The 18,330-nt window shown below is 41.4% G+C and carries 18 protein-coding genes and 1 riboswitch; of the genes, 15 read left to right on the top strand and 3 right to left on the bottom strand.

Features of this window, described 5'->3' with window-relative positions:
- Positions 1-4: 4 nt before the first annotated feature.
- The gene (locus tag ACN6MY_RS08390; RefSeq protein WP_419883549.1) at positions 5-790 is read right to left on the bottom strand and encodes an SDR family oxidoreductase; all 786 of its coding nucleotides are present in this window, start codon (positions 788-790) and stop codon (positions 5-7) included.
- Positions 791-1,114: 324 nt separating this feature from the next.
- Here ACN6MY_RS08390 and ACN6MY_RS08395 point away from each other — a divergent pair, with 324 nt between their 5' ends.
- Positions 1,115-1,429: an iron-sulfur cluster assembly accessory protein gene (locus ACN6MY_RS08395; RefSeq protein ID WP_419883550.1), complete on the top strand. Its 315-nt coding sequence runs from the start codon at positions 1,115-1,117 to the stop codon at positions 1,427-1,429.
- Between the two features lie 101 nt (positions 1,430-1,530).
- Here ACN6MY_RS08395 and ACN6MY_RS08400 read toward each other — a convergent pair whose 3' ends face one another.
- Positions 1,531-2,046, bottom strand: a complete 516-nt coding sequence (locus ACN6MY_RS08400) for a DinB family protein (protein ID WP_419883551.1) — start codon at positions 2,044-2,046, stop codon at positions 1,531-1,533.
- A gap of 286 nt (positions 2,047-2,332) precedes the next feature.
- Here ACN6MY_RS08400 and ACN6MY_RS08405 point away from each other — a divergent pair, with 286 nt between their 5' ends.
- The 14 genes from ACN6MY_RS08405 to ACN6MY_RS08470 all read left to right on the top strand — a co-directional run bounded on the left by ACN6MY_RS08405 (position 2,333) and on the right by ACN6MY_RS08470 (position 16,195).
- A complete protein-coding gene (locus ACN6MY_RS08405; protein WP_419883552.1) occupies positions 2,333-3,034 on the top strand; it encodes an MBL fold metallo-hydrolase in 702 nt (233 codons plus the stop codon).
- A gap of 13 nt (positions 3,035-3,047) precedes the next feature.
- Entirely contained in the window at positions 3,048-3,656 is a 609-nt protein-coding gene (locus ACN6MY_RS08410; protein WP_419883553.1) for a WHG domain-containing protein, read from the top strand.
- A 231-nt stretch (positions 3,657-3,887) separates the two neighbouring features.
- Positions 3,888-4,685: an NUDIX domain-containing protein gene (locus ACN6MY_RS08415; RefSeq protein WP_419883554.1), complete on the top strand. Its 798-nt coding sequence runs from the start codon at positions 3,888-3,890 to the stop codon at positions 4,683-4,685.
- 24 nt (positions 4,686-4,709) lie between these two features.
- Positions 4,710-5,255: a cysteine hydrolase family protein gene (locus ACN6MY_RS08420; protein ID WP_419883555.1), complete on the top strand. Its 546-nt coding sequence runs from the start codon at positions 4,710-4,712 to the stop codon at positions 5,253-5,255.
- Positions 5,256-5,270: 15 nt separating this feature from the next.
- On the top strand, positions 5,271-6,743 hold the full coding sequence (locus tag ACN6MY_RS08425) for a nicotinate phosphoribosyltransferase (protein ID WP_419883556.1): 1,473 nt from the start codon (positions 5,271-5,273) through the stop codon (positions 6,741-6,743).
- 36 nt (positions 6,744-6,779) lie between these two features.
- The gene (nadD, locus tag ACN6MY_RS08430; protein WP_419884110.1) at positions 6,780-7,424 is read left to right on the top strand and encodes a nicotinate (nicotinamide) nucleotide adenylyltransferase; all 645 of its coding nucleotides are present in this window, start codon (positions 6,780-6,782) and stop codon (positions 7,422-7,424) included.
- Between the two features lie 161 nt (positions 7,425-7,585).
- Entirely contained in the window at positions 7,586-8,059 is a 474-nt protein-coding gene (locus ACN6MY_RS08435) for a MarR family winged helix-turn-helix transcriptional regulator (protein ID WP_419883557.1), read from the top strand.
- Between the two features lie 19 nt (positions 8,060-8,078).
- Positions 8,079-8,642, top strand: coding sequence for an isochorismatase family protein (locus ACN6MY_RS08440; RefSeq protein ID WP_419883558.1), 564 nt, complete (start codon positions 8,079-8,081; stop codon positions 8,640-8,642).
- On the top strand, positions 8,642-10,021 hold the full coding sequence (locus ACN6MY_RS08445) for an MFS transporter (protein WP_419884111.1): 1,380 nt from the start codon (positions 8,642-8,644) through the stop codon (positions 10,019-10,021). Before ACN6MY_RS08440 ends, ACN6MY_RS08445 begins: the two co-directional genes overlap by 1 nt.
- A gap of 373 nt (positions 10,022-10,394) precedes the next feature.
- Positions 10,395-11,366: a S8 family peptidase gene (locus ACN6MY_RS08450; protein WP_419883559.1), complete on the top strand. Its 972-nt coding sequence runs from the start codon at positions 10,395-10,397 to the stop codon at positions 11,364-11,366.
- A 226-nt stretch (positions 11,367-11,592) separates the two neighbouring features.
- Positions 11,593-13,050 carry a PstS family phosphate ABC transporter substrate-binding protein gene (locus ACN6MY_RS08455; protein WP_419883560.1) on the top strand — a complete coding sequence of 486 codons (1,458 nt, stop codon included), beginning with the start codon at positions 11,593-11,595 and terminating at the stop codon, positions 13,048-13,050.
- A 509-nt stretch (positions 13,051-13,559) separates the two neighbouring features.
- On the top strand, positions 13,560-14,921 hold the full coding sequence (locus tag ACN6MY_RS08460) for a coiled-coil domain-containing protein (protein ID WP_419883561.1): 1,362 nt from the start codon (positions 13,560-13,562) through the stop codon (positions 14,919-14,921).
- Between the two features lie 561 nt (positions 14,922-15,482).
- On the top strand, positions 15,483-15,917 hold the full coding sequence (locus ACN6MY_RS08465; protein ID WP_419883562.1) for a hypothetical protein: 435 nt from the start codon (positions 15,483-15,485) through the stop codon (positions 15,915-15,917).
- A complete protein-coding gene (locus ACN6MY_RS08470; RefSeq protein ID WP_419883563.1) occupies positions 15,905-16,195 on the top strand; it encodes a YxcD family protein in 291 nt (96 codons plus the stop codon). Before ACN6MY_RS08465 ends, ACN6MY_RS08470 begins: the two co-directional genes overlap by 13 nt.
- A gap of 210 nt (positions 16,196-16,405) precedes the next feature.
- Here ACN6MY_RS08470 and ACN6MY_RS08475 read toward each other — a convergent pair whose 3' ends face one another.
- Positions 16,406-17,809: an amino acid permease gene (locus ACN6MY_RS08475; protein ID WP_419883564.1), complete on the bottom strand. Its 1,404-nt coding sequence runs from the start codon at positions 17,807-17,809 to the stop codon at positions 16,406-16,408.
- Positions 17,810-18,175: 366 nt separating this feature from the next.
- Positions 18,176-18,279, top strand: a riboswitch (SAM riboswitch).
- The last annotated feature ends 51 nt before the right edge of the window (positions 18,280-18,330 follow it).

An 18,330-nucleotide genomic window follows, 5' to 3' on the forward strand; every position in this document is an offset into this window, starting at 1 on the left:
CCGCTTATAGAAGAGATTCAGCACCATCGATATATACCTTTGTGCCGGTAATATGCGAAGACATGCTGGAAGCAAGGAAAAGGACTAAATCGCCCACCTGCTCTGGAGTGCCTGACTTATTTTCCAGTGGCTGGCTGCCTTCTGGGTATTCAATCGGAATTTTGATTTTCTTGAGGCTTTCATCCTCAGGAAACGTATTGCTGTCAATATTTGTGTCAATTGCTCCAGGACAAATGATATTGACCCGTATTTTGTATTTAGCCAATTCAAGGGCGGCCATTTTTCCAAAAGCAACCTGTCCTGCCTTTGATGTGCTGTAGGCAGAAAAGCCAAAGTTGCGGAATGTCCGGTTTCCGTTGATAGAGCTTGTGATCGCGATACTTCCCCCGTTTTCCTTCATATAAGGAATGGCATATTTAAGGGTAAGGAAAGTTCCTCTCAAATTGGTATGTATCGTTGTATCGAAATCCTCTGCCGTAATATCTTCAATAGGGGCGATGACGCCATTGATGCCGGCATTCGCAAATACAAAGTCAATTGTTCCAAATTCCTCGCTAGTGCGGTGGAAAGCATGTTCCATCTGCTCTGGCACGGAAACATCCGCTTCGATAATAATTGCTTCTGCTCCTAGCGCTTCAACCTCTTTTTTTACTTCTACAGCATTGTCTTCTTTTATATCCACCAGGATGATTTTTGCCCCATTTTCGGCAAGCTTCAATGCAGCTGCCCTGCCGATTCCAGAACTTGCGCCTGTAATTAGCGCCACTTTATTTTTCATGATCTCTCCCATAAAATATCATTCTCCTTTTTTGATACATCTTTTCCCCTAAATAACTTGGCAGAAACATATTTGAAAATCTTTTTTTGAATGGCTCTTTTCTTAAAGATTGTTGTCTTTTAATGAGTTTTGGGAGGCGATCCTATTGTTAAATCAACCACCTTGTTCCATAGCAGCAAAGTTTACAAAAACAGCCTGTTGAATTGACAAAAAGATAAATGATGCCGGATTGGTCTAATAACAGGCAAAAAAATAGACATCCTATAATAGAAGGAGTATAAAAAAAGAAGCGGCCTTTTAAGGACGGATATTACTTATTAAGAAAGCGGTGTACTTATGAACGTTAAAATTAACCGTAATGCAGCTAAAGTATTAAATACAATTCTTGCGAGCAAGGAAGCAGAAGGCGGAAAAATGATCCGTGTCGTGATTTCTCATATGCACGGCGACCATGCACACTATGACATCGAGCTTGATACGCCAAAAGAGCATGATGAAATCGTTAAAACCGACAAAGATATCGACATTCTTTTGGACAGCCGCGAAGAATTTCTTGATGGCGTCTGGATTAAGTACTTTTATGTCCCTCAGGAAGGTTTTGAAATTACCAATCCTTCAAAAGATGGAAATGCTCACTCCCATAATCACTGATTAATCAATCGTTAATATTTCTGCAGAGAAGGGCTTGTGTTCTGAATGGAACGCAGGCTCTTTTTTGTGTGAAAAAGATGTGTAAACTGCTGCAGGTAAAGTTATTCATTTTGAGGCAGCATTTTTCTAATGAATCTTATTTGGCCTCTATGATTAATTTCATCTTCAAATACGTGAAACCAGATAAAATAGTTATTAGAGGGGTGGTTATCCCATAGTCTATTTTCATACAGCCAATTATCATTTAGTTCAGTAAATTCCCTCAACGTTCTATTTCTAACTTCCTCAAGTTTAGCAATATAGTATTCTAAGGTATTTCCTTTAATGCAGTTTCTGCCTTGTTCTCCGAGGCTGTATGGTGCACCCCATTCTTCCATCTCTTGTTCATTCGGCTTTCTGCCCTCAAAAATCTCAATTTGAAATCCCTTTTCAACAGCGGCCATATGTAATAAAAGTCCTCCGATACTATTACCATTCTTGATCGGTAAAAAGTCTAATTCTGAGGTAGTTAATCCATAAACAGCTTCTAAAGTTGTTTTTCTTGCATAGTTCATTTGTGAGACAAGATGCCCTAATTGGGGGCTGAACCCCCTTAGCTTTTCAATCATAAACTCCATAAAATTCCACCACCATTGTTTAAATTGAAATCTTGATGTCTGCTTTTTGCTGAATACGCTCCAATAATAATAGTACCATTAAAGGTGAATTTATCCATATTTGAGGGCGTAAATAAAAGAAAGCAAAAAATTTCAGGGCGAATGTAATACTGGCAGCATAACTGCAGATTTTGGGACTTTTATATTTACACTGATACCAAAAAATGTGGAAAGTCATTGAAAAAACTAATGCTATTAGTTATCATTAAACTAATGGCATTAGTTTTATTAATTTGGGGGGATATTAATGAAAATGACTCACATGCAGTCCTTGTATCAGCTCACATTTCTGCCGGGAGTTTTTCCTGTAAACTGCTACCTTGTTGAGGAAGAGGATGGGCTTACTTTAATTGATGCAGCACTGCCGTACAGTGCAAAAGCGATTCTCGAGGCTGCGGGTAAAATAGGAAAGCCGATTACCCGCATTCTTTTAACACATGCACATGGCGATCATGTCGGTGCACTCGATAACTTAAAACAGACATTACAAGATGTTCCCGTTTATATTTCTGAACGGGATGCCCGGCTGCTTAGAGGAGATGTTTCGCTTGATAAAACTGAGCCGGATACACCGATTCGCGGCGGGGTTCCGAAAAGCCTGAAAACCCGCGAAGACTTTACATTAAAGGATGGAGACAGGGCGGGATCGCTGCTTTGTATTTCAACACCAGGCCATACCCCTGGTTCCATGTCTTTCCTGGATACCAGAAACAGGACATTAATAGCAGGAGATGCTCTTCAGATAAGAGGCGGTATAGCAGTATCTGGCAAGGTACGTCCATTGTTCCCGTTTCCTGCCATGGGGACGTGGAATAAACAGGTTTCGATTGAAAGTGCAGAGAAACTAACAGCCTATGATCCTGCAATACTTGCCGTAGGGCATGGCAGGTTTTTGCCGGCACCGGCTGTAGCCATGAGGCGGGCCATAGAAGCTGCACGGAAACACTGAAAGGAGAATGTATATGTCACCACGAGCAGGGCTTGACGAAAGCTCCGTTATTTTGGCAGCAGTCGAACTTGCTGAAAAAAAAGGCACGGAGAATGTCACGATGGCTACACTGGCAAGAAGGCTTGGAGTAAAGACACCTTCGCTATATAACCATATCGCAAGCTTAAAAAGCCTGCAGAATAAAATGGCCATTCACGCTCTCCGTCACCTTTATGCAGATGTCTCGGAGGCTGCAAAAGGTAAAAGCGGTGATGAGTCAGTTACAAGCATCGCCAGGGCTTACGTAAATTTCGCCAGGCAAAAACCAGGTTTATATCAATCCACACTTCAGGCTCCAGATGTAAACGATTTAGAATATCAAAAAGCGGGCAGCAGCCTGGTTGAACTGATTCTCGAAAAAATGTCTTACCTGGAATTGGATGAAGACCAGGCGCTGCATATGGTAAGGGGACTTCGGAGTATTCTTCATGGTTTTGCATCACTTGAACAATTGGGAGGATTCGGCCTGCCGCTTAAAGTCAATACAACGCTTGATGTAATCATACAAACGTATTTAACGGGAATAAAGACTCAAAAAGCACATAACAAGAAGAATGAAGGAGATTTACCTGTCAGGATTTAGAACCCGGTAAAATGGCTATAACTCTTTAATAAAGGGTTATAGCCGCTTTTTTATATTCGGGCTTTTAAAGTCCAGTGTTGGTTTTTGCACTATGCTGAATGTAGAGCAGGAAAATTGAATTAAAAATCAGAATAATTAATTTTAAGGATTGCTGATTTTGGCAGCATGGTATATAATACGATTAACAATTAGTTAATCATTAATATTAGACGTTTGGAGATGCCGTAATAAATGGATAAAGAATATATTCACCATGCTGATGCATTAAAGGAATATGATGTGAAAAAGTACCGCACACCTGATGGCTACACAAGCGACATCGCCATCTTTACTATTGCAAGTGATGAACATGCAGAGTATGGGCGCAAACTTAAAATTATGCTTATTAAAAGGGCGCTTACAAATAATGAAGGAAAACCGAATATTGAAGGCGGGAAATGGGCGCTGCCCGGAGGCTTTGTGAACCCTGATGAAACAGCATTGGAAGCTGCTGCAAGGGAGCTTGCTGAAGAAACCGGTGTATTGCATCTTCATTTAAAACATTATGCGGTTTATGACAAGGAAGGACGCGACCCGCGGGGCTGGATGATAACAAATGCCCATTATGCAGCCCTCCCTGAGCATCTCCTCAGCAATCGAAAAGCAGGAGATGATGCAGCTGAGGTCAATTTGTTTGATGTGGAAGAAGCTTTAAAGCTTCCGCTAGCCTTTGATCACAAACAGGTTATTGAGGATGCCCTAAGCCGCATCAAGCTCGATATGGTGCAGACCACTTTGGCAGGCAGGTTTTTGCAGGAAGAATTTACATTATCAGAATTGCGCAGCGTTCTTTTATGTGCAGCAGAGGACGTCCTGGATGAAGTGGTTAAGTCAGAGCCGTTTTTCTGGAGAAAGGCTCCAAAGCTTCCTTTTATAGAAAATGTGATCAACCAGGATGGAAGCAGCAAAACCACTCAAAGAAATTCAAAATATAAAACAAAGCTTTACCGCTTTAATGATTATGAACCAGTAAAAAGCATTTACAAATAAGTTCGGTCAAGGGGAGATAAATTGATGGCAAAAAGAGCATTGATAAATATTGATTATACAATTGACTTTGTAAATGGGGCGCTTCCTGCCGGGGAACCAGCTGAGAAGATTGAACAGAAAATTTCTGCGCTGACAGAAGAGTTTCTGGCAAATGGAGATTTTGTCGTTTTGGCTATTGATCTTCACAGGGAAAATGACGAGCTCCATCCGGAAACAAAGCTATTTCCGCCTCATAACCTTGAAGGAACAAAGGGCAGGGAGCTGTTTGGAAGTTTAAATGATCTGTATAAAAGGAACAGGGATGCTGAAAACCTTTATTATATGGATAAAACCAGGTATTCGGCTTTCGCAGGGACAGATCTTGATTTAAAGCTTAGGGCACGGGAAATTACGGAGCTTCATTTAGTTGGAGTTTGTACGGATATCTGTGTCCTTCATACAGCGATAGATGCATACAATCGGGGTTATACTATTATTATCCATAAAGAAGCTGTGGCGAGCTTTAATCAAAAGGGCCATGTATGGGCACTTGATCATTTCGAACATTCTCTAGGCGCAAAAATTATCTAATCCGGAGGGACTGCTATGAACAATTTGTATAGTGATGATAGTTTGGCTTTGCATACCGATTTATATCAGATTAATATGGCTGAAACATACTGGAATGACGGTATTCACGATAAAAAGGCGGTTTTTGAACTGTTTTTCCGGAAGCTTCCCTTTGGCAACGGCTATGCCGTTTTTGCCGGTCTTGAAAAGGCAATAAGCTATTTAAAGAATTTTAAATTCAGTGACAGTGACATCCGGTATTTGCGGGATTTGGGATATAAGGAGGATTTTCTTTCGTATTTGAAAGATCTGACCTTCACAGGATCTGTCAAGTCGATGCGCGAAGGCGAAGTTGTATTTGGCAATGTGCCGCTGATGAGGGTGGAGGCGCCGCTTGCACAGGCCCAGCTCATTGAAACGGCTTTGCTCAATATCATAAATTACCAGACATTAATAGCCACAAAAGCTTCAAGAATTAAGCAGGTGGTTGGAGATCAGACAGCGATGGAATTTGGCACCAGGCGCGCGCAGGAGATGGATGCGGCGATTTGGGGTACAAGGGCTGCCTATATTGGGGGCTTTTCTTCTACAAGCAATGTAAGGGCTGGGAAATTGTTCGGCATACCTGTGTCAGGCACTCATGCCCACGCATTGGTGCAGGCCTATCGTGATGAATATACCGCTTTCAGAAAATATGCAGAAAGGCATAAAGATTGTGTGTTCCTTGTGGATACATATGACACATTAAGATCCGGTGTCCCAGCTGCGATTGCTGTTGCAAAAGAGCTCGGAGATCAAATCAACTTTATTGGCATCAGACTGGACAGCGGCGATTTGGCTTATTTATCAAAAGAAGCGAGAAGAATGCTTGATGAAGCAGGATTTAAAAATACAAAAATTAGCGCATCGAATGATCTGGATGAATACACGATCATCAACTTAAAAGCCCAGGGAGCAGCAATCGATATCTGGGGAATAGGCACGAAATTGATTACGGCATATGACCAGGCTGCATTGGGAGCCGTGTATAAGCTTGTATCCATTGAAGCTGAAAACGGTGAAATGCTTGATACAATAAAAATATCAGGGAATCCGGAAAAAGTATCCACTCCAGGGCTAAAAAGAGTGTACCGGATTGTTAATAAAAGCAGCGGGAAATCTGAAGGAGATTATATAGCCATGGACGATGAAAATCCTTCAGAAGAAGAAAGACTGAAGATGTTTGATCCGGTCCATACCTATATAAGCAAGTTTGTTACGAATTTTGACGCCATCGAGCTTCACCACCCCATCTTTGCAGATGGTGAATTGGTTTACGAGGAGCCTCAATTGGCTGATATCCAAAAGTCTTTGGAAGAAAATCTCCAGTTTTTATGGGAAGAATACAAACGTGCTCTGCACCCGGAGAAATATCCGGTAGATTTGAGCCTGAAATGCTGGGAGAACAAAATGAAAAATATTGAAGAAGTAAAGCAGAAAATCGAAGAAAAAATAAATACGGGCAGATAAAAGGCTTAGGAGATTTGTTCGGGGAGGAGCGGCATGATGGCAAAAATCGGCATTTACGGGTCATCCTTTGATCCAATAACGAATGTTCATCTGTGGACGGCATCAACAATTGCTCACCGTGCGAAGCTGGATAAAGTGGTTTTTCTGCCTTGCTCAAGCCGGAGAGCTGATAAAGAAATGAAAACGGACAATGAACACAGGTGGAATATGCTGCAGCTGGGGATTAAAGATAACCCGATATTTGAAGCGAGCGATTATGAAATTAATGAACATGCGGGAACAGGGAAACAATACACCTTTTACACGATGGAATATTTTAAAAAGCATTACCCAAAAGATGACATTTTCTTCATCATGGGAGCAGACTTATTACAGGATATCGATGATCAGGAGGTTCCTGTTTATAAACGGTGGAAGCATAGAGAAGAACTGATCGCCAACCATAAATTTATTGTTATGGCCAGGGACGGCATCGATATGCTCAAAGTCATATCAAAAAGTCCGCTGCTAAGAAATTACGATAATGGCAGTACCTTTCATTTAATTGATAAGGGGTTATCCATGGAGATTTCCTCCTCATATATCCGCGATGAATTTTCCATGGGCGGGGAACCCCGATATCTCATGCCTGAAGCATGCTATCAATATATTATGGAAAATGGCCTTTACCAAAAGGATTAACGGGGAACTGCTTTTCGTTATAGCTGCTGTGCAAGAATAAAACCATCCTTAAGGAGCCTTTCCTACTAGGCTCCTTATCTTTGTTATTAAATAGTTGTATCATACAAATGAATGGTTGTATAATACAATCGTATGAAAAACTCCGGATAAGGAGATAACAAATGAGTGGAAACAATGGAAGTAATACCGGGAAAGAATCTTTGGAGGTTATTGAGCATGAAATTGCCATGCTTCTTCGCAGGGCAGACTTTAAGCGAACTTTAGATGGAAAAAAAGACAGCCTGGACCGTTCGGGATATATCTTGCTCCACGGACTTATGCAGAACGGGCCTGCATCATTTCGTGCTCTTTCACTCCTGCTGCAGCTGGACATTTCAACAGTCAGCAGACAGGTTGCACCGCTTGAAAATAAGGGATTTGTAATAAGAGGAAAAGACGAAAAAGATGCAAGAGTCAGCGCATTATCCATCACAGAAAGCGGAAAAGAGGCACTTCTTGCTGCGAAACAAGACCGGAAAGAGGCTTACCAGGAGATTTTATTTGAATGGACTTCTGAAGAAAAAGATATTTTTGCTGAGCTGCTGACACGATTAAACAGAAAAATTGCAGACAGGAAAAAGCTCGAACAAAATTAAAAACATCTGGAGGTACACAATGCAATCATTACAGTTAGACTTTAAAAAGACAGCACTAGTTATTATCGACCTGCAAAAAGGAATTACGGGTTTGCCCGGCGGAAGTGAAGTTGTTGTACAATCAAAAAAGTTAATCGATAAGTTCAGGGAAAATCAAGGTTTTATCAGCTTTGTGCGGGTGGATTTTCTTGATGGAAAGGACGCTCTAGTTCCTAAAACAGATCAGGCTGCTTCAGGAGCCATGGAACGGCCATCTGATTGGGCGGAATTTGACCCATCAATGGAGGTTGGTCCAAATGATCATATTGTAACCAAACGCCAGTGGGGTGCATTTTTCGGAACTGATTTGGATATCCAGCTTAGAAGAAGAGGAATCGATACGATTGTTCTCTGCGGGATTGCTACTAATATTGGAGTGGAAAGTACAGCAAGGGAAGCATTCCAGCATGGCTATAATCAAATCTTCATAACAGATGCCATGACTACCTTCACAAAGGAAGAACACGAAGCATCACTGACATATATTTTCCCCCGGATCGGGCAGCTTCGTACGACTGAAGAATTTCTGTCACAGGTGAAATGATGCGCGGCGGCAAAAATGGCCGCTTTCTGTTTCTGACAGCAGTGGCAACAGGCACCATGCTCAATCCGCTGAATTCATCGATGATTTCATTGGCCCTTCACAGTATACAAAAGGATTTTCATCTCACTTTCAGTACGGTATCCTGGCTGATATCTTCCTTTTATCTGGCAAGTGCTGTTGCACAGCCCATAACAGGCAAACTGGGAGATTTGGCCGGCAGAAAGAAAATCTTCTTATTCGGGCTGCTGTTGGTAGCTGTTTCGGCTATTGGCGCCCCATTTGCTCCAACCTTTATGGTTTTGCTATTATTGAGGCTTTTTCAATCTGTCGGAAGCAGTGCGATTTATCCTTCTGGGATGGCGCTTTTGAGAAACAACATTCAGGAACGGCAAGCCTCTGCATTAGCAGTATTGTCTATTTTTGCTTCCGCAATGACAGCCATTGGCCCGACTGCGGGCGGATTTCTGATTGTGTGGGGGGGATGGCCAGCCATCTTTTTAGTCAATTTTCCTTTTATCGTCATCAGCTTTGTGCTGGGATGGAAACTGTTTCCCGATGATTCTAAAAAAGAACGGACTTCTTTTAAGGAAATTCTTCATCTTTTAGATATTTGGGGCATTCTTCTGTTTTCAGCAGGTCTTATTTGTTTATTATGGTTTCTGCTGTCACTTGGAACCTCGGTTCATTACGGCGCAGGAGCTGCAGGCCTTGCTTTTATTTTATTATTTGTCTGGAGAGAGTTAAGGGTAAAAGATCCTTTTATTAATATCAGGATCTTTAAGTCACATCCTGATCTTTCATGGGTGTATTTACAGTATATTTTGCTGAATGTTTTTAACTATTGCCTATTCTTTGGCCTGCCAAGCTATTTTCAGGATGAAATGCATTTCAGTGTGCAAAAAAGCGGACTGCTGATGCTTTTCATGGCAGGAGTCAGCATTTTCATTTCTCCCATTACAGGGAAATGGGCCGACAAGTCAGGAGCCAAGCAGCCTATTGTGACAGGTGCTGTTTTAATGGTGCTTGGAGCCGTTATCATGAGTATCTTCTTTATACATGTCCCTGTTATAATTATGGGCTTGATTTTGTCCCTGCTGGGAATCAGTTATGGGCTTGGAAATGTTGCTCTTCAGGCAGCGATGCTTGAAGCAAGTCCCCGTGAGCTTGTTGGAACGGCTTCAGGGCTTTTTCAGACCTGCAGATATTTAGGGTCCATATTTTCTTCTGTTGTGCTTGGTCTTGTATTTGGGAAAGAAATAACGGCGGGACACATGGAGATATTAGGAATCATATTAACCGCAGCGGGTGTGCTCAGCTTTGTGTTTAGTTTGCTTTACGTAAAGTCACTCAAAAATAACCCCGTTCAGGCTATAGAATAAACATAAACAATAAAGGAGCCGATTCCATGGGAACGGCTCCTTTATTATGGAGGCTTAAAGCACGGACTTTTCTTCAGGCAATCTATTTACCCTTGACCTGCTAAAGGTGACAAGCAATAAAACCATATATTTATGGCCTCTATGTTCAGATCGAAACCAGCCTGAGGAAGGGAAGGGAATATGCTGCTAATGGCGGATTAAAAACAGATTATCAGAAACAATCCATCACCTGCACAGGCCATTTGCTGTTCAACTCACATACTTTTCTATGAAAAATCCTCCAAAGGTAGCTGTTTTGTCATTTACTGAATTGTTAAAATAGTCTTGCATCAGGAATTGCCTTCAATTTTACTTTATCCGGGAGGGAATGTAGATGGAGAGAAAAATGCGTTTATATCCATATCAGGTGATTGCGGAGACCGAAACAGCCTCTGAGATTCCAAAAGGTGTGGAGCTTATCCAGGCCCCTAAAGTATGGGATAAGACAAAGGGCGGCGGGATAACCATTGCCATTTTAGATACTGGATGCGACATCACCCATCCTGATTTAAAAGAGCAGATTATTGGCGGAAAGAATTTTACCGGGGATGATCAAAGCAATCCTGATATTTACAAAGATTATAATGGCCATGGAACACATGTGGCAGGCACGATGGCTGCCGCTGAAAATAACGCAGGGGTCGTCGGGGTCGCTCCAGGTGCCAAATTGCTGATTGTTAAAGTTCTCGATAAAAATGGATCGGGCCAATACGAATGGATCATAAATGGCATTCACTATGCGATTGAACAAAAAGCAGACATTATTTCCATGAGCCTGGGAGGGCCTGAAGATCTTCCTGAATTGCATGATGCCATAAAAAAGGCAGTGGATAATAATATCCTGGTTGTGTGTGCAGCAGGGAATGATGGAGACGGAAAAGATGTAACAGACGAACTGGATTATCCCGGATGCTACAACGAAGTAATCAGTGTCGGAGCAGTAAACCTTGAACGGCGCTCTTCGGATTTTTCAAACTCCAACAATGAAATCGACCTAGTGGCCCCTGGGGAGGAAATACTATCCACCTATAAGGATGGGAAGTATGCCACACTCAGCGGAACCTCTATGGCTACTCCGCATGTGTCAGGGGCAATGGCACTCGTTAAGGATTATGCAAATAAAAGCTTTGAAAGAAAACTGACGGTGCCTGAGTTGTACGCACAATTAATCAAAAGAACTGTACCTCTCGGCAATTCCCCAAAAGTAGAGGGAAATGGCCTTTTGTACCTGACTGCAGCGGAATACTTAGCACAGATGTTCAAAGAAAAAGCAGCTGCCATAGTGCAGGAGCTCCAAAGCCATTAATTTATATCTGCTGATATCAATAACATAGTTAAAACACATTGTCCGCAGCTGAGGCAGTGTGTTTTTTACTTTTAATATCCATGCTGAAAGATTATAAATGGTGGTCTCTCAGCACCGGACCAGATTATGGGCAATATCATATTTATTTCTGGAAAAGATTGAAAGTTTTATAATTTTAGTGTAATATTACACTAAAATTATAAAAAGTATGCAAAGGGTGATGATTTTGAAAGATGCCATAAAGTTTTTTCTGATTTATTTAGGATTTGTTCCTTTCTGTGTATCACTGGCAGCACTTGTGATTTTGATGACAGGAATCATCCAAAATGAAGCAGTGGTCATTCTGGTTACTTTGATAGCGGGCGGTGCAGCAGCAGGCATTATGGCTGGAAATGAGAAACATTTGCATGCTGATTTCAAAAGCAGGTTCCTGCCATGCATCATTGCCATCTTATTTACAGCTGCATGCTGGAGTTTGTTCATATTTATCAGCGGCGGCTTTTATGGGCATGGTGCTTGGGATATTTATGGACTTTTACAGCTTCCGTTCATCCTAGTTCATTTCATAGCTGCTTTCATTGGGGATGGACCGCTTTATTTGTATGGGCCGCTTTCCTATGAACTGGCCTTTACTGCCGGATTCTTTTTCAGCGAAAGACGAAGAGAAGACCCTTCCTCCATTCAGCTGAAGAAAATACTGCCATGGCCTGCAGCAATTATTTTAATATTTGCTGCAGGAGGTGCCGTCCTGTGGCATAGAAGCCTAACGGTGCTTCCTTCTTATGGAATGGAGTATGGAGACGGCTATTCGAGTACAGATTTGACTCCATATGAGGTAACAAATGGAGATAATATATTGCCGAAGCTTGAAGGGGAAAGTTTGTTTACAATAAAAGATAAAAAAAATATGCCTGTGCTCGACGGGGCAGAGGCAGCATTTCCTGTATACTCTGCATTTGCACAGGCCACATACAGGAATATTGGCAATATTGACCAAGACAAAGAAATAGTGAGCTTTAATAATACTATTTATGCGTTTGAGCGGCTTGTGGACGGAGAAGCAGATATTTATTTTGGAGCAGAGCCATCAATGGGACAAATTAAGCTTGCTAAAAAGAAACATAAGGAATTAGTTATGACCCCCATTGGCAAAGAGGCCTTCGTTTTTTTTGTTAACAAAGAAAACCCTGTAAAAGGCTTGACCTCAGCGGAAATTAAAGACATCTATACCGGCGGAATTACGAATTGGAAAACCCTTGGAGGCAAAGACAGGACAATACTCGCTTTTCAGAGGCCGGAAAATTCAGGAAGCCAGACAATACTGGAAAAAATAGTCGGCAAGGACAATTTAAAGGAACCGCTTAAAGAAGATATCCCTGAAGGCATGGGAGGCATTATTGAACAGGTTGCCGATTATAGAGACTATGACAATAGCATTGGGTTTTCTTTTCGATATTTCGCTTCTCGGATGAACAGCAGCAAAAAGATTAAATTTCTTTCCATAAACGGAATCGATCCAAATACAGCAAACATTTCAAATGGAACATACCCATTTACCGCCAATCTTTATGCCATTTCATTGCGCGATAATCCTAATCCGGAAATCCGGCCCTTTCTAAAATGGATGCAAGGGAAGCAAGGTCAAGAGCTGGTTGAAAAAGTGGGCTATGTTAAAGAACAATAAACGGAATTCCAAGGTGCGCTTGAAGAAGAGCTGGCCTTGGATTTTTTTTGTTTTTTTAGAAGAATGACGTTTAATGTAATGTTTGTAATATAAATGTAATAGTTTTATTACTTAATTGACAAAATTTGATGGTATACTACTTTTGGGTCGAAAATAGGATGAATTTGGCTTTTTGGCTTACTTTCGCCTTAGAAAATACATAGGAAAGCTGTCACCTAGAATCCTGGATTATATATTCACAAAAAAATTACTTTCTAAAGCTGTTTCTTTCATCCAGGCGCTGTTAAAGCATAATTAGGGTGTGTGGCTGCAGGGAAAGTGAGTCCCTGAAGAAGAATCAGATTTGCAAGATTAATAGAGCCTTCATTTAAGAAAAGATAGCTTAATTCTAATAAACTAAAAAAATGGCTGTAAAATGGCTCTTGGTTTCAAAGTTGGATGTGCAGTCCTCCAGCGTTAATCAGAGAGAAAATTTGCATTTTGGCCTATAGAAACTCAGGGGGAATAACGTGTTGAAGAAAAGATTAATTGCGATTAATACGACAATAGTACTTGGTTTGGGAAGCGTCTTTTCCATTCCTGCTGTACAAGCTTCATCTATTCACCAGCTACAGGGCCAAAAAGCCCAAATCAGCGGAAAACGGTCACAAGTGCAGACAAATATTTCTGCTGCCGTTAAAAAGATTACTAATCTTCAAGAAAGCCAGACAAAACTAAATGCGCAGATTAAGCGGATCGATCAGGCTATTGCGGACAACAATGCGAAAATTGAAGAAACAAAAGAAAAGATTGCCCAAACACAAATCGAAGTAGATGGCTTAAAATCTGATATAACAAAGCTGAATGATAGAATTGCAAAACGGAATGATGTATTAAAACAGCGTGCACTTTCTTTCCAGGAAAGCGGCGGAGATGTGGATTACCTGAGTGTTATTCTGGGTTCCTCAAGCTTTAGGGATTTCGTTGATCGTGTAGGTGCAGTTGCTACTATCGTCGAAGCTGACCAGGATATCCTTAAGCAGCATGAAGCGGATAAAAAAGAATTAAAGGAAAAAGAAGCGGCGGTTGAAAAGAAGCTTGCTGAATTAACCAGTACAAAGGTTGAATTCGAAGGAATGATCGCTCAAATCCAGGATCAGAAAAAGGAAAGCCTGATTCTTAAAGCTGATCTTAAAAAGAAAGAAACAGAAACACAAGCACTGAAAAAAGGCCTTGAAAAAACCGACAGCAAGCTTGCTGCACAGGAATTCTCCATTCAAAAGCAAATGGAACAGGAACGTAAGCGCCAAGCGGAACTAGAGGCAGCGAGACTGCGTGCGGCAGCTGAAGCACAGGCCCGCAAAAAAGAGATGGAAAAAAGAATGAGTGAGCAAAGCCGCTCGCAAGCACAATCTTCTCCAACTCAATCTCAATCTGCACCTGCATCTGATGCCAGCCCGGCAGGCAGCTCCGCTGATTCTGTACATGTCATAAGCGGAGGCGGCAATCCGGTGACTGCCGGCTACCGTTATATCGGAAATTCCGTTTATGTTTTTGGCGGCGGAAGAAGCGATAGCGATATTGCCAATGGCAGATTCGATTGTTCAAGCTTTGTTCACTGGGCATATGAGCAGGCAGGAATCTCCCTTGGAGCAAGAGGCTCTGTAAGCACGGATACCCTGAAAAACATGGGCAGCCAGGTTTCATCTTCTGACATGCAGCCTGGAGACCTTGTATTCTTCAATACGTACAAAACTGATGGACATGTTGGCATTTATGTGGGTAACGGGAAATTTATCGGAGCACAAAGCTCTACTGGTGTAGCAGTTGCTGATATGACAAGCGGCTACTGGAAGCAGAAGTTTAACGGACGTGTAGTCCGAATCAGATAATTATTTAAAAAAAGCACGAGCTGCCTTCCTGGGGAGCCCGTGCTTTTTTGCTATTCCTGTGGTAATAGAGCTTCGGGAGAATCCTTAATTATGGAAGGTTGGAAAAACCTCAACTACAAATAAAGGGCTCTTTTCTTAAAGATTGTTGTTTTTTATATGTTCCGTGAGGCGATCCCGTTGTTAAACCGGGTTGATTGGAGCGTAAGGTGCGAGACTCCTTTGGGATTAGCGGGAAGGTGAGACCCCGCATGCATTGCTGTGGATGCTAACTGCCCGCCCCGCGGAAAGCGAGCATCCTGGAGCGGAAATCAACCCTAGTTCAATAGCCGCAAAGTTTACGAAAACAGCCAAATGAAAATACGAAGTCTATTTTTAGATGATATGCGTTTTGGAAAATGTTGAATGGGGAATATTATTCAAAATAAACTATTTCGTACTGAAATGAAACTTTGTATGCTTTTATCCGTATATAAGATAGAGGAAAGGTGCGATAATATTATATTGTACAAACATTCTTCTTCATCTCAAGCTAAGTCAGAAAACAATCATGGAGGAATAAAAATGATAAAAAAAATATTGGCTGCGATGCTTACCCTTACTCTAGTGTTCAGCCCGGCCGGTGCTTCTGTATTTGTTGATCACAGCCATACCGTAAGTGCCAAATCGTATAAATCCGGCAAGGGATCCTTTAACAGCAATCGCTCAAATTTCCAGAATAATAACCGTTCAAATTATCAGAGAAATAATAAATCGTACAATTCACCAAGCAAAAGCAATTCCTTCCGCAAAGGCGGCTTTGTGAGAGGCATGCTGTTTGGCGGTCTGGCAGGCATGCTGTTTGGAGGCTTACTTGGGCATTTGGGAGGCTTTGGAGCCATTTTCGGCCTATTAGTCAATGTAATAGCCATACTGGTCATTATTATGATCATCAGCAAAATCTTTAGCCTTTTCAGAAGAAATCGCCGTCCAGAGGACAGAGATTCATGGAGAAGATAAAAGCTGAAGAACAGGATATCATTAATGCAGTCTGTCTTTATATTGCTGATAAGAAGGGGATTGCACCTGAAGAAGTGGAAGTAGAGCTTATGTATGACGATGATTATGGCTTTTCTGCTGAAGTTTATACAGGCGGGAGAAAGCAGGTGCTCATTACCGTAAACTTAATAGAAGCCCTTCGTTTATGGCTTGATCAGGAGCTGCAAAGAAACCCGTATGCCGGTATTGAACTCGTCCTCGATGATGATGAAGGCATAATTGCCTACATTACCGAATGATTATATAGAAAATGAATCTCCTTATGAAGAGGAGATTCATTTTTTTTTGCTGAAAAACAGGCAAGATACGTTTTAGAACATAAGGTAGATAAAAGAAGGTTTTAAGTAAAACGTCAAACAAAACGGCACAAAATGGGGCAGTGTGAATTTATGTCATAAAAAAACGCCCTGGCATGAAAGCCCAGAGCATTTTTGTAATGGATGACAGTGCTAATTCAATTTCGTTTTAGGCTTTCTCATTAAGACCGGATAGAGAATAAGTCCGAAAACAAAAAGCCCGATACCTAAACAAAATGTTTTTAAATCTGCAGTGCCTGATTTGATTACCCATAGAGAATAAATAAGGGCAAGGATCGTAATCAATCCGTCCAGCTTGCGTGAACCTTTGATGGTTTCATATGTTTCGCCAGTAATAACAAGTTTTAGCTGGTAAATGGCAGAAACCAGATACGGAATCAGATAGGCTAGTGTAGCCACGACTATGACAAAATTATAGGCTTTTCCTATTGTGCCGGAAATGGTAGTGAACAAGAAAACCTGTGTCATGATATTGGTTAAGGTCAAAGAACGGATTGGACTTCCTTTTTTATTTGTTTTGGCAAAAAAAGCAGGAAATAATTTATCCTTGGCAGCCTGATAGGGAACCTCCGAGCTGACAACGATCCAGCCAATCGTTGAACCTAGAAGGGAAATAAGTGCAAGGATTGCCATTACGGTGGCTCCCTGATGTCCCATTGCTGCCTCTAGTGCATCAACTAACGGCTTTTCAGAGTGGCTTAATTGGTCATGAGGCAATGCTCCCATCGTGAGAAGTGTAATGCCTACATAAATAACTAAAGAGACGATAAGGCCAATAATGGTTGCTTTTTTAACATCATGCTGTGATTTGGCCCTGTTTGACAGCATAACTGCTGATTCTATGCCGATGAATGCCCAGAGCGTTGAGATTGCTGCATGATTCACTTGGCTTCCCAGAGAGAGAACATTGCCTTTTGCATCAATGAATGCCTTGCCGTTTCCAAGGTTGGCTGCATCAAAAATGAAAACTGTCACGATAATGAAAAGCGCAAAGCCGAGCACCTTGGCAATGGTTGTAGTAAGATTCATTGTGCCGGCGCTGTTAAAGTTTTTTGCCAAAATGGCTTGAATGCCCCATAACATGACTGTGCAAACCATAAAGGTGATGAACTTACCCAGTTCTATAGTAGATGATCCCAGGTCAAATAGCGGCTTAGTGCTTTGCATAATTGGAAAGAATGCAGATAGATAACCTGCGAAGGATATAATGACAGAAGCAGTGGCCGCCCAGTTTGCCGCCCAATATCCCCATGCCATACTGTACCCCGCTGCCCTTCCGGCTCTGGGGGAAGATGAAAACAAAGCTTGTGCATAGCTTTGGGGCCCTGCCTTTAGTTCAGGTTTTCTGATTGCCAGATTCCCAAAAACTAAAGCAATTAAAAATACGCCAATTCCTGTAATGCCCCAGGCTATTGAAGATCCCAAGGAACTTGATTGCTGTGCCAGATTCGAGGGCAGCATAAAAACCCCGCCGCCAACCATATTTCCAATAACGAATGTAGCCAATACCCACATTCCCCATTTTTTATTTTGCATAATAATCGACCTTTCTGCTGAGTTCATTTATATGTTAATAAGGAAAAAGATAAGTACATGTTTTATTACTTTAGTAGTATATAATAATATTTTAGTTTGGTAAAGTGATAAACAGATAAATCACTAAAGAGTTAATGGGTAATTAAAGGGAATTTGCTTTATATTTGAGGAAGATGGGAAAAAATGTGTAATATGAATTTTACTATCATGATTGTAAAATATTAATAACGAAGAAAAAAGCTGATTTTTCCGTGAATTTAAATTGACAAAAATCAGCTGCGGATTTATTCTGTAAATATCTAAAAAACCAAGTTTTTTGATAAGTATTGTAAATATTAAGATGATAATTGAATATATTACATTGAAAGCTTATCCAGAGAGGTGGAGGGACTGGCCCTTTGAAGCCTCGGCAGCAGATTCATGGAGAATACTGTGCCAACTCCAGCAGGCGTGAGTCTGGGAGATAAGAAGAGACCTTATTAAGGCATAAACCTCTTCTTTAAATATGAAGGGGTTTATTT

The sequence above is a fragment of the Peribacillus sp. B-H-3 genome, from assembly GCF_048572925.1.
In the GTDB taxonomy this organism is placed as follows: Bacteria; Bacillota; Bacilli; order Bacillales; family DSM-1321; genus Peribacillus.

Coding starts and splice junctions, on each gene's coding strand:
- ACN6MY_RS08390 (WP_419883549.1), bottom strand. CDS start 790: ATGGGAGAGATCATGAAAAATAAAGTGGCGCTAATTACAGGCGCAAGT.
- ACN6MY_RS08395 (WP_419883550.1), top strand. CDS start 1,115: ATGAACGTTAAAATTAACCGTAATGCAGCTAAAGTATTAAATACAATT.
- ACN6MY_RS08400 (WP_419883551.1), bottom strand. CDS start 2,046: ATGGAGTTTATGATTGAAAAGCTAAGGGGGTTCAGCCCCCAATTAGGG.
- ACN6MY_RS08405 (WP_419883552.1), top strand. CDS start 2,333: ATGAAAATGACTCACATGCAGTCCTTGTATCAGCTCACATTTCTGCCG.
- ACN6MY_RS08410 (WP_419883553.1), top strand. CDS start 3,048: ATGTCACCACGAGCAGGGCTTGACGAAAGCTCCGTTATTTTGGCAGCA.
- ACN6MY_RS08415 (WP_419883554.1), top strand. CDS start 3,888: ATGGATAAAGAATATATTCACCATGCTGATGCATTAAAGGAATATGAT.
- ACN6MY_RS08420 (WP_419883555.1), top strand. CDS start 4,710: ATGGCAAAAAGAGCATTGATAAATATTGATTATACAATTGACTTTGTA.
- ACN6MY_RS08425 (WP_419883556.1), top strand. CDS start 5,271: ATGAACAATTTGTATAGTGATGATAGTTTGGCTTTGCATACCGATTTA.
- nadD (WP_419884110.1), top strand. CDS start 6,780: ATGGCAAAAATCGGCATTTACGGGTCATCCTTTGATCCAATAACGAAT.
- ACN6MY_RS08435 (WP_419883557.1), top strand. CDS start 7,586: ATGAGTGGAAACAATGGAAGTAATACCGGGAAAGAATCTTTGGAGGTT.
- ACN6MY_RS08440 (WP_419883558.1), top strand. CDS start 8,079: ATGCAATCATTACAGTTAGACTTTAAAAAGACAGCACTAGTTATTATC.
- ACN6MY_RS08445 (WP_419884111.1), top strand. CDS start 8,642: ATGCGCGGCGGCAAAAATGGCCGCTTTCTGTTTCTGACAGCAGTGGCA.
- ACN6MY_RS08450 (WP_419883559.1), top strand. CDS start 10,395: ATGGAGAGAAAAATGCGTTTATATCCATATCAGGTGATTGCGGAGACC.
- ACN6MY_RS08465 (WP_419883562.1), top strand. CDS start 15,483: ATGATAAAAAAAATATTGGCTGCGATGCTTACCCTTACTCTAGTGTTC.
- ACN6MY_RS08470 (WP_419883563.1), top strand. CDS start 15,905: ATGGAGAAGATAAAAGCTGAAGAACAGGATATCATTAATGCAGTCTGT.
- ACN6MY_RS08475 (WP_419883564.1), bottom strand. CDS start 17,809: ATGCAAAATAAAAAATGGGGAATGTGGGTATTGGCTACATTCGTTATT.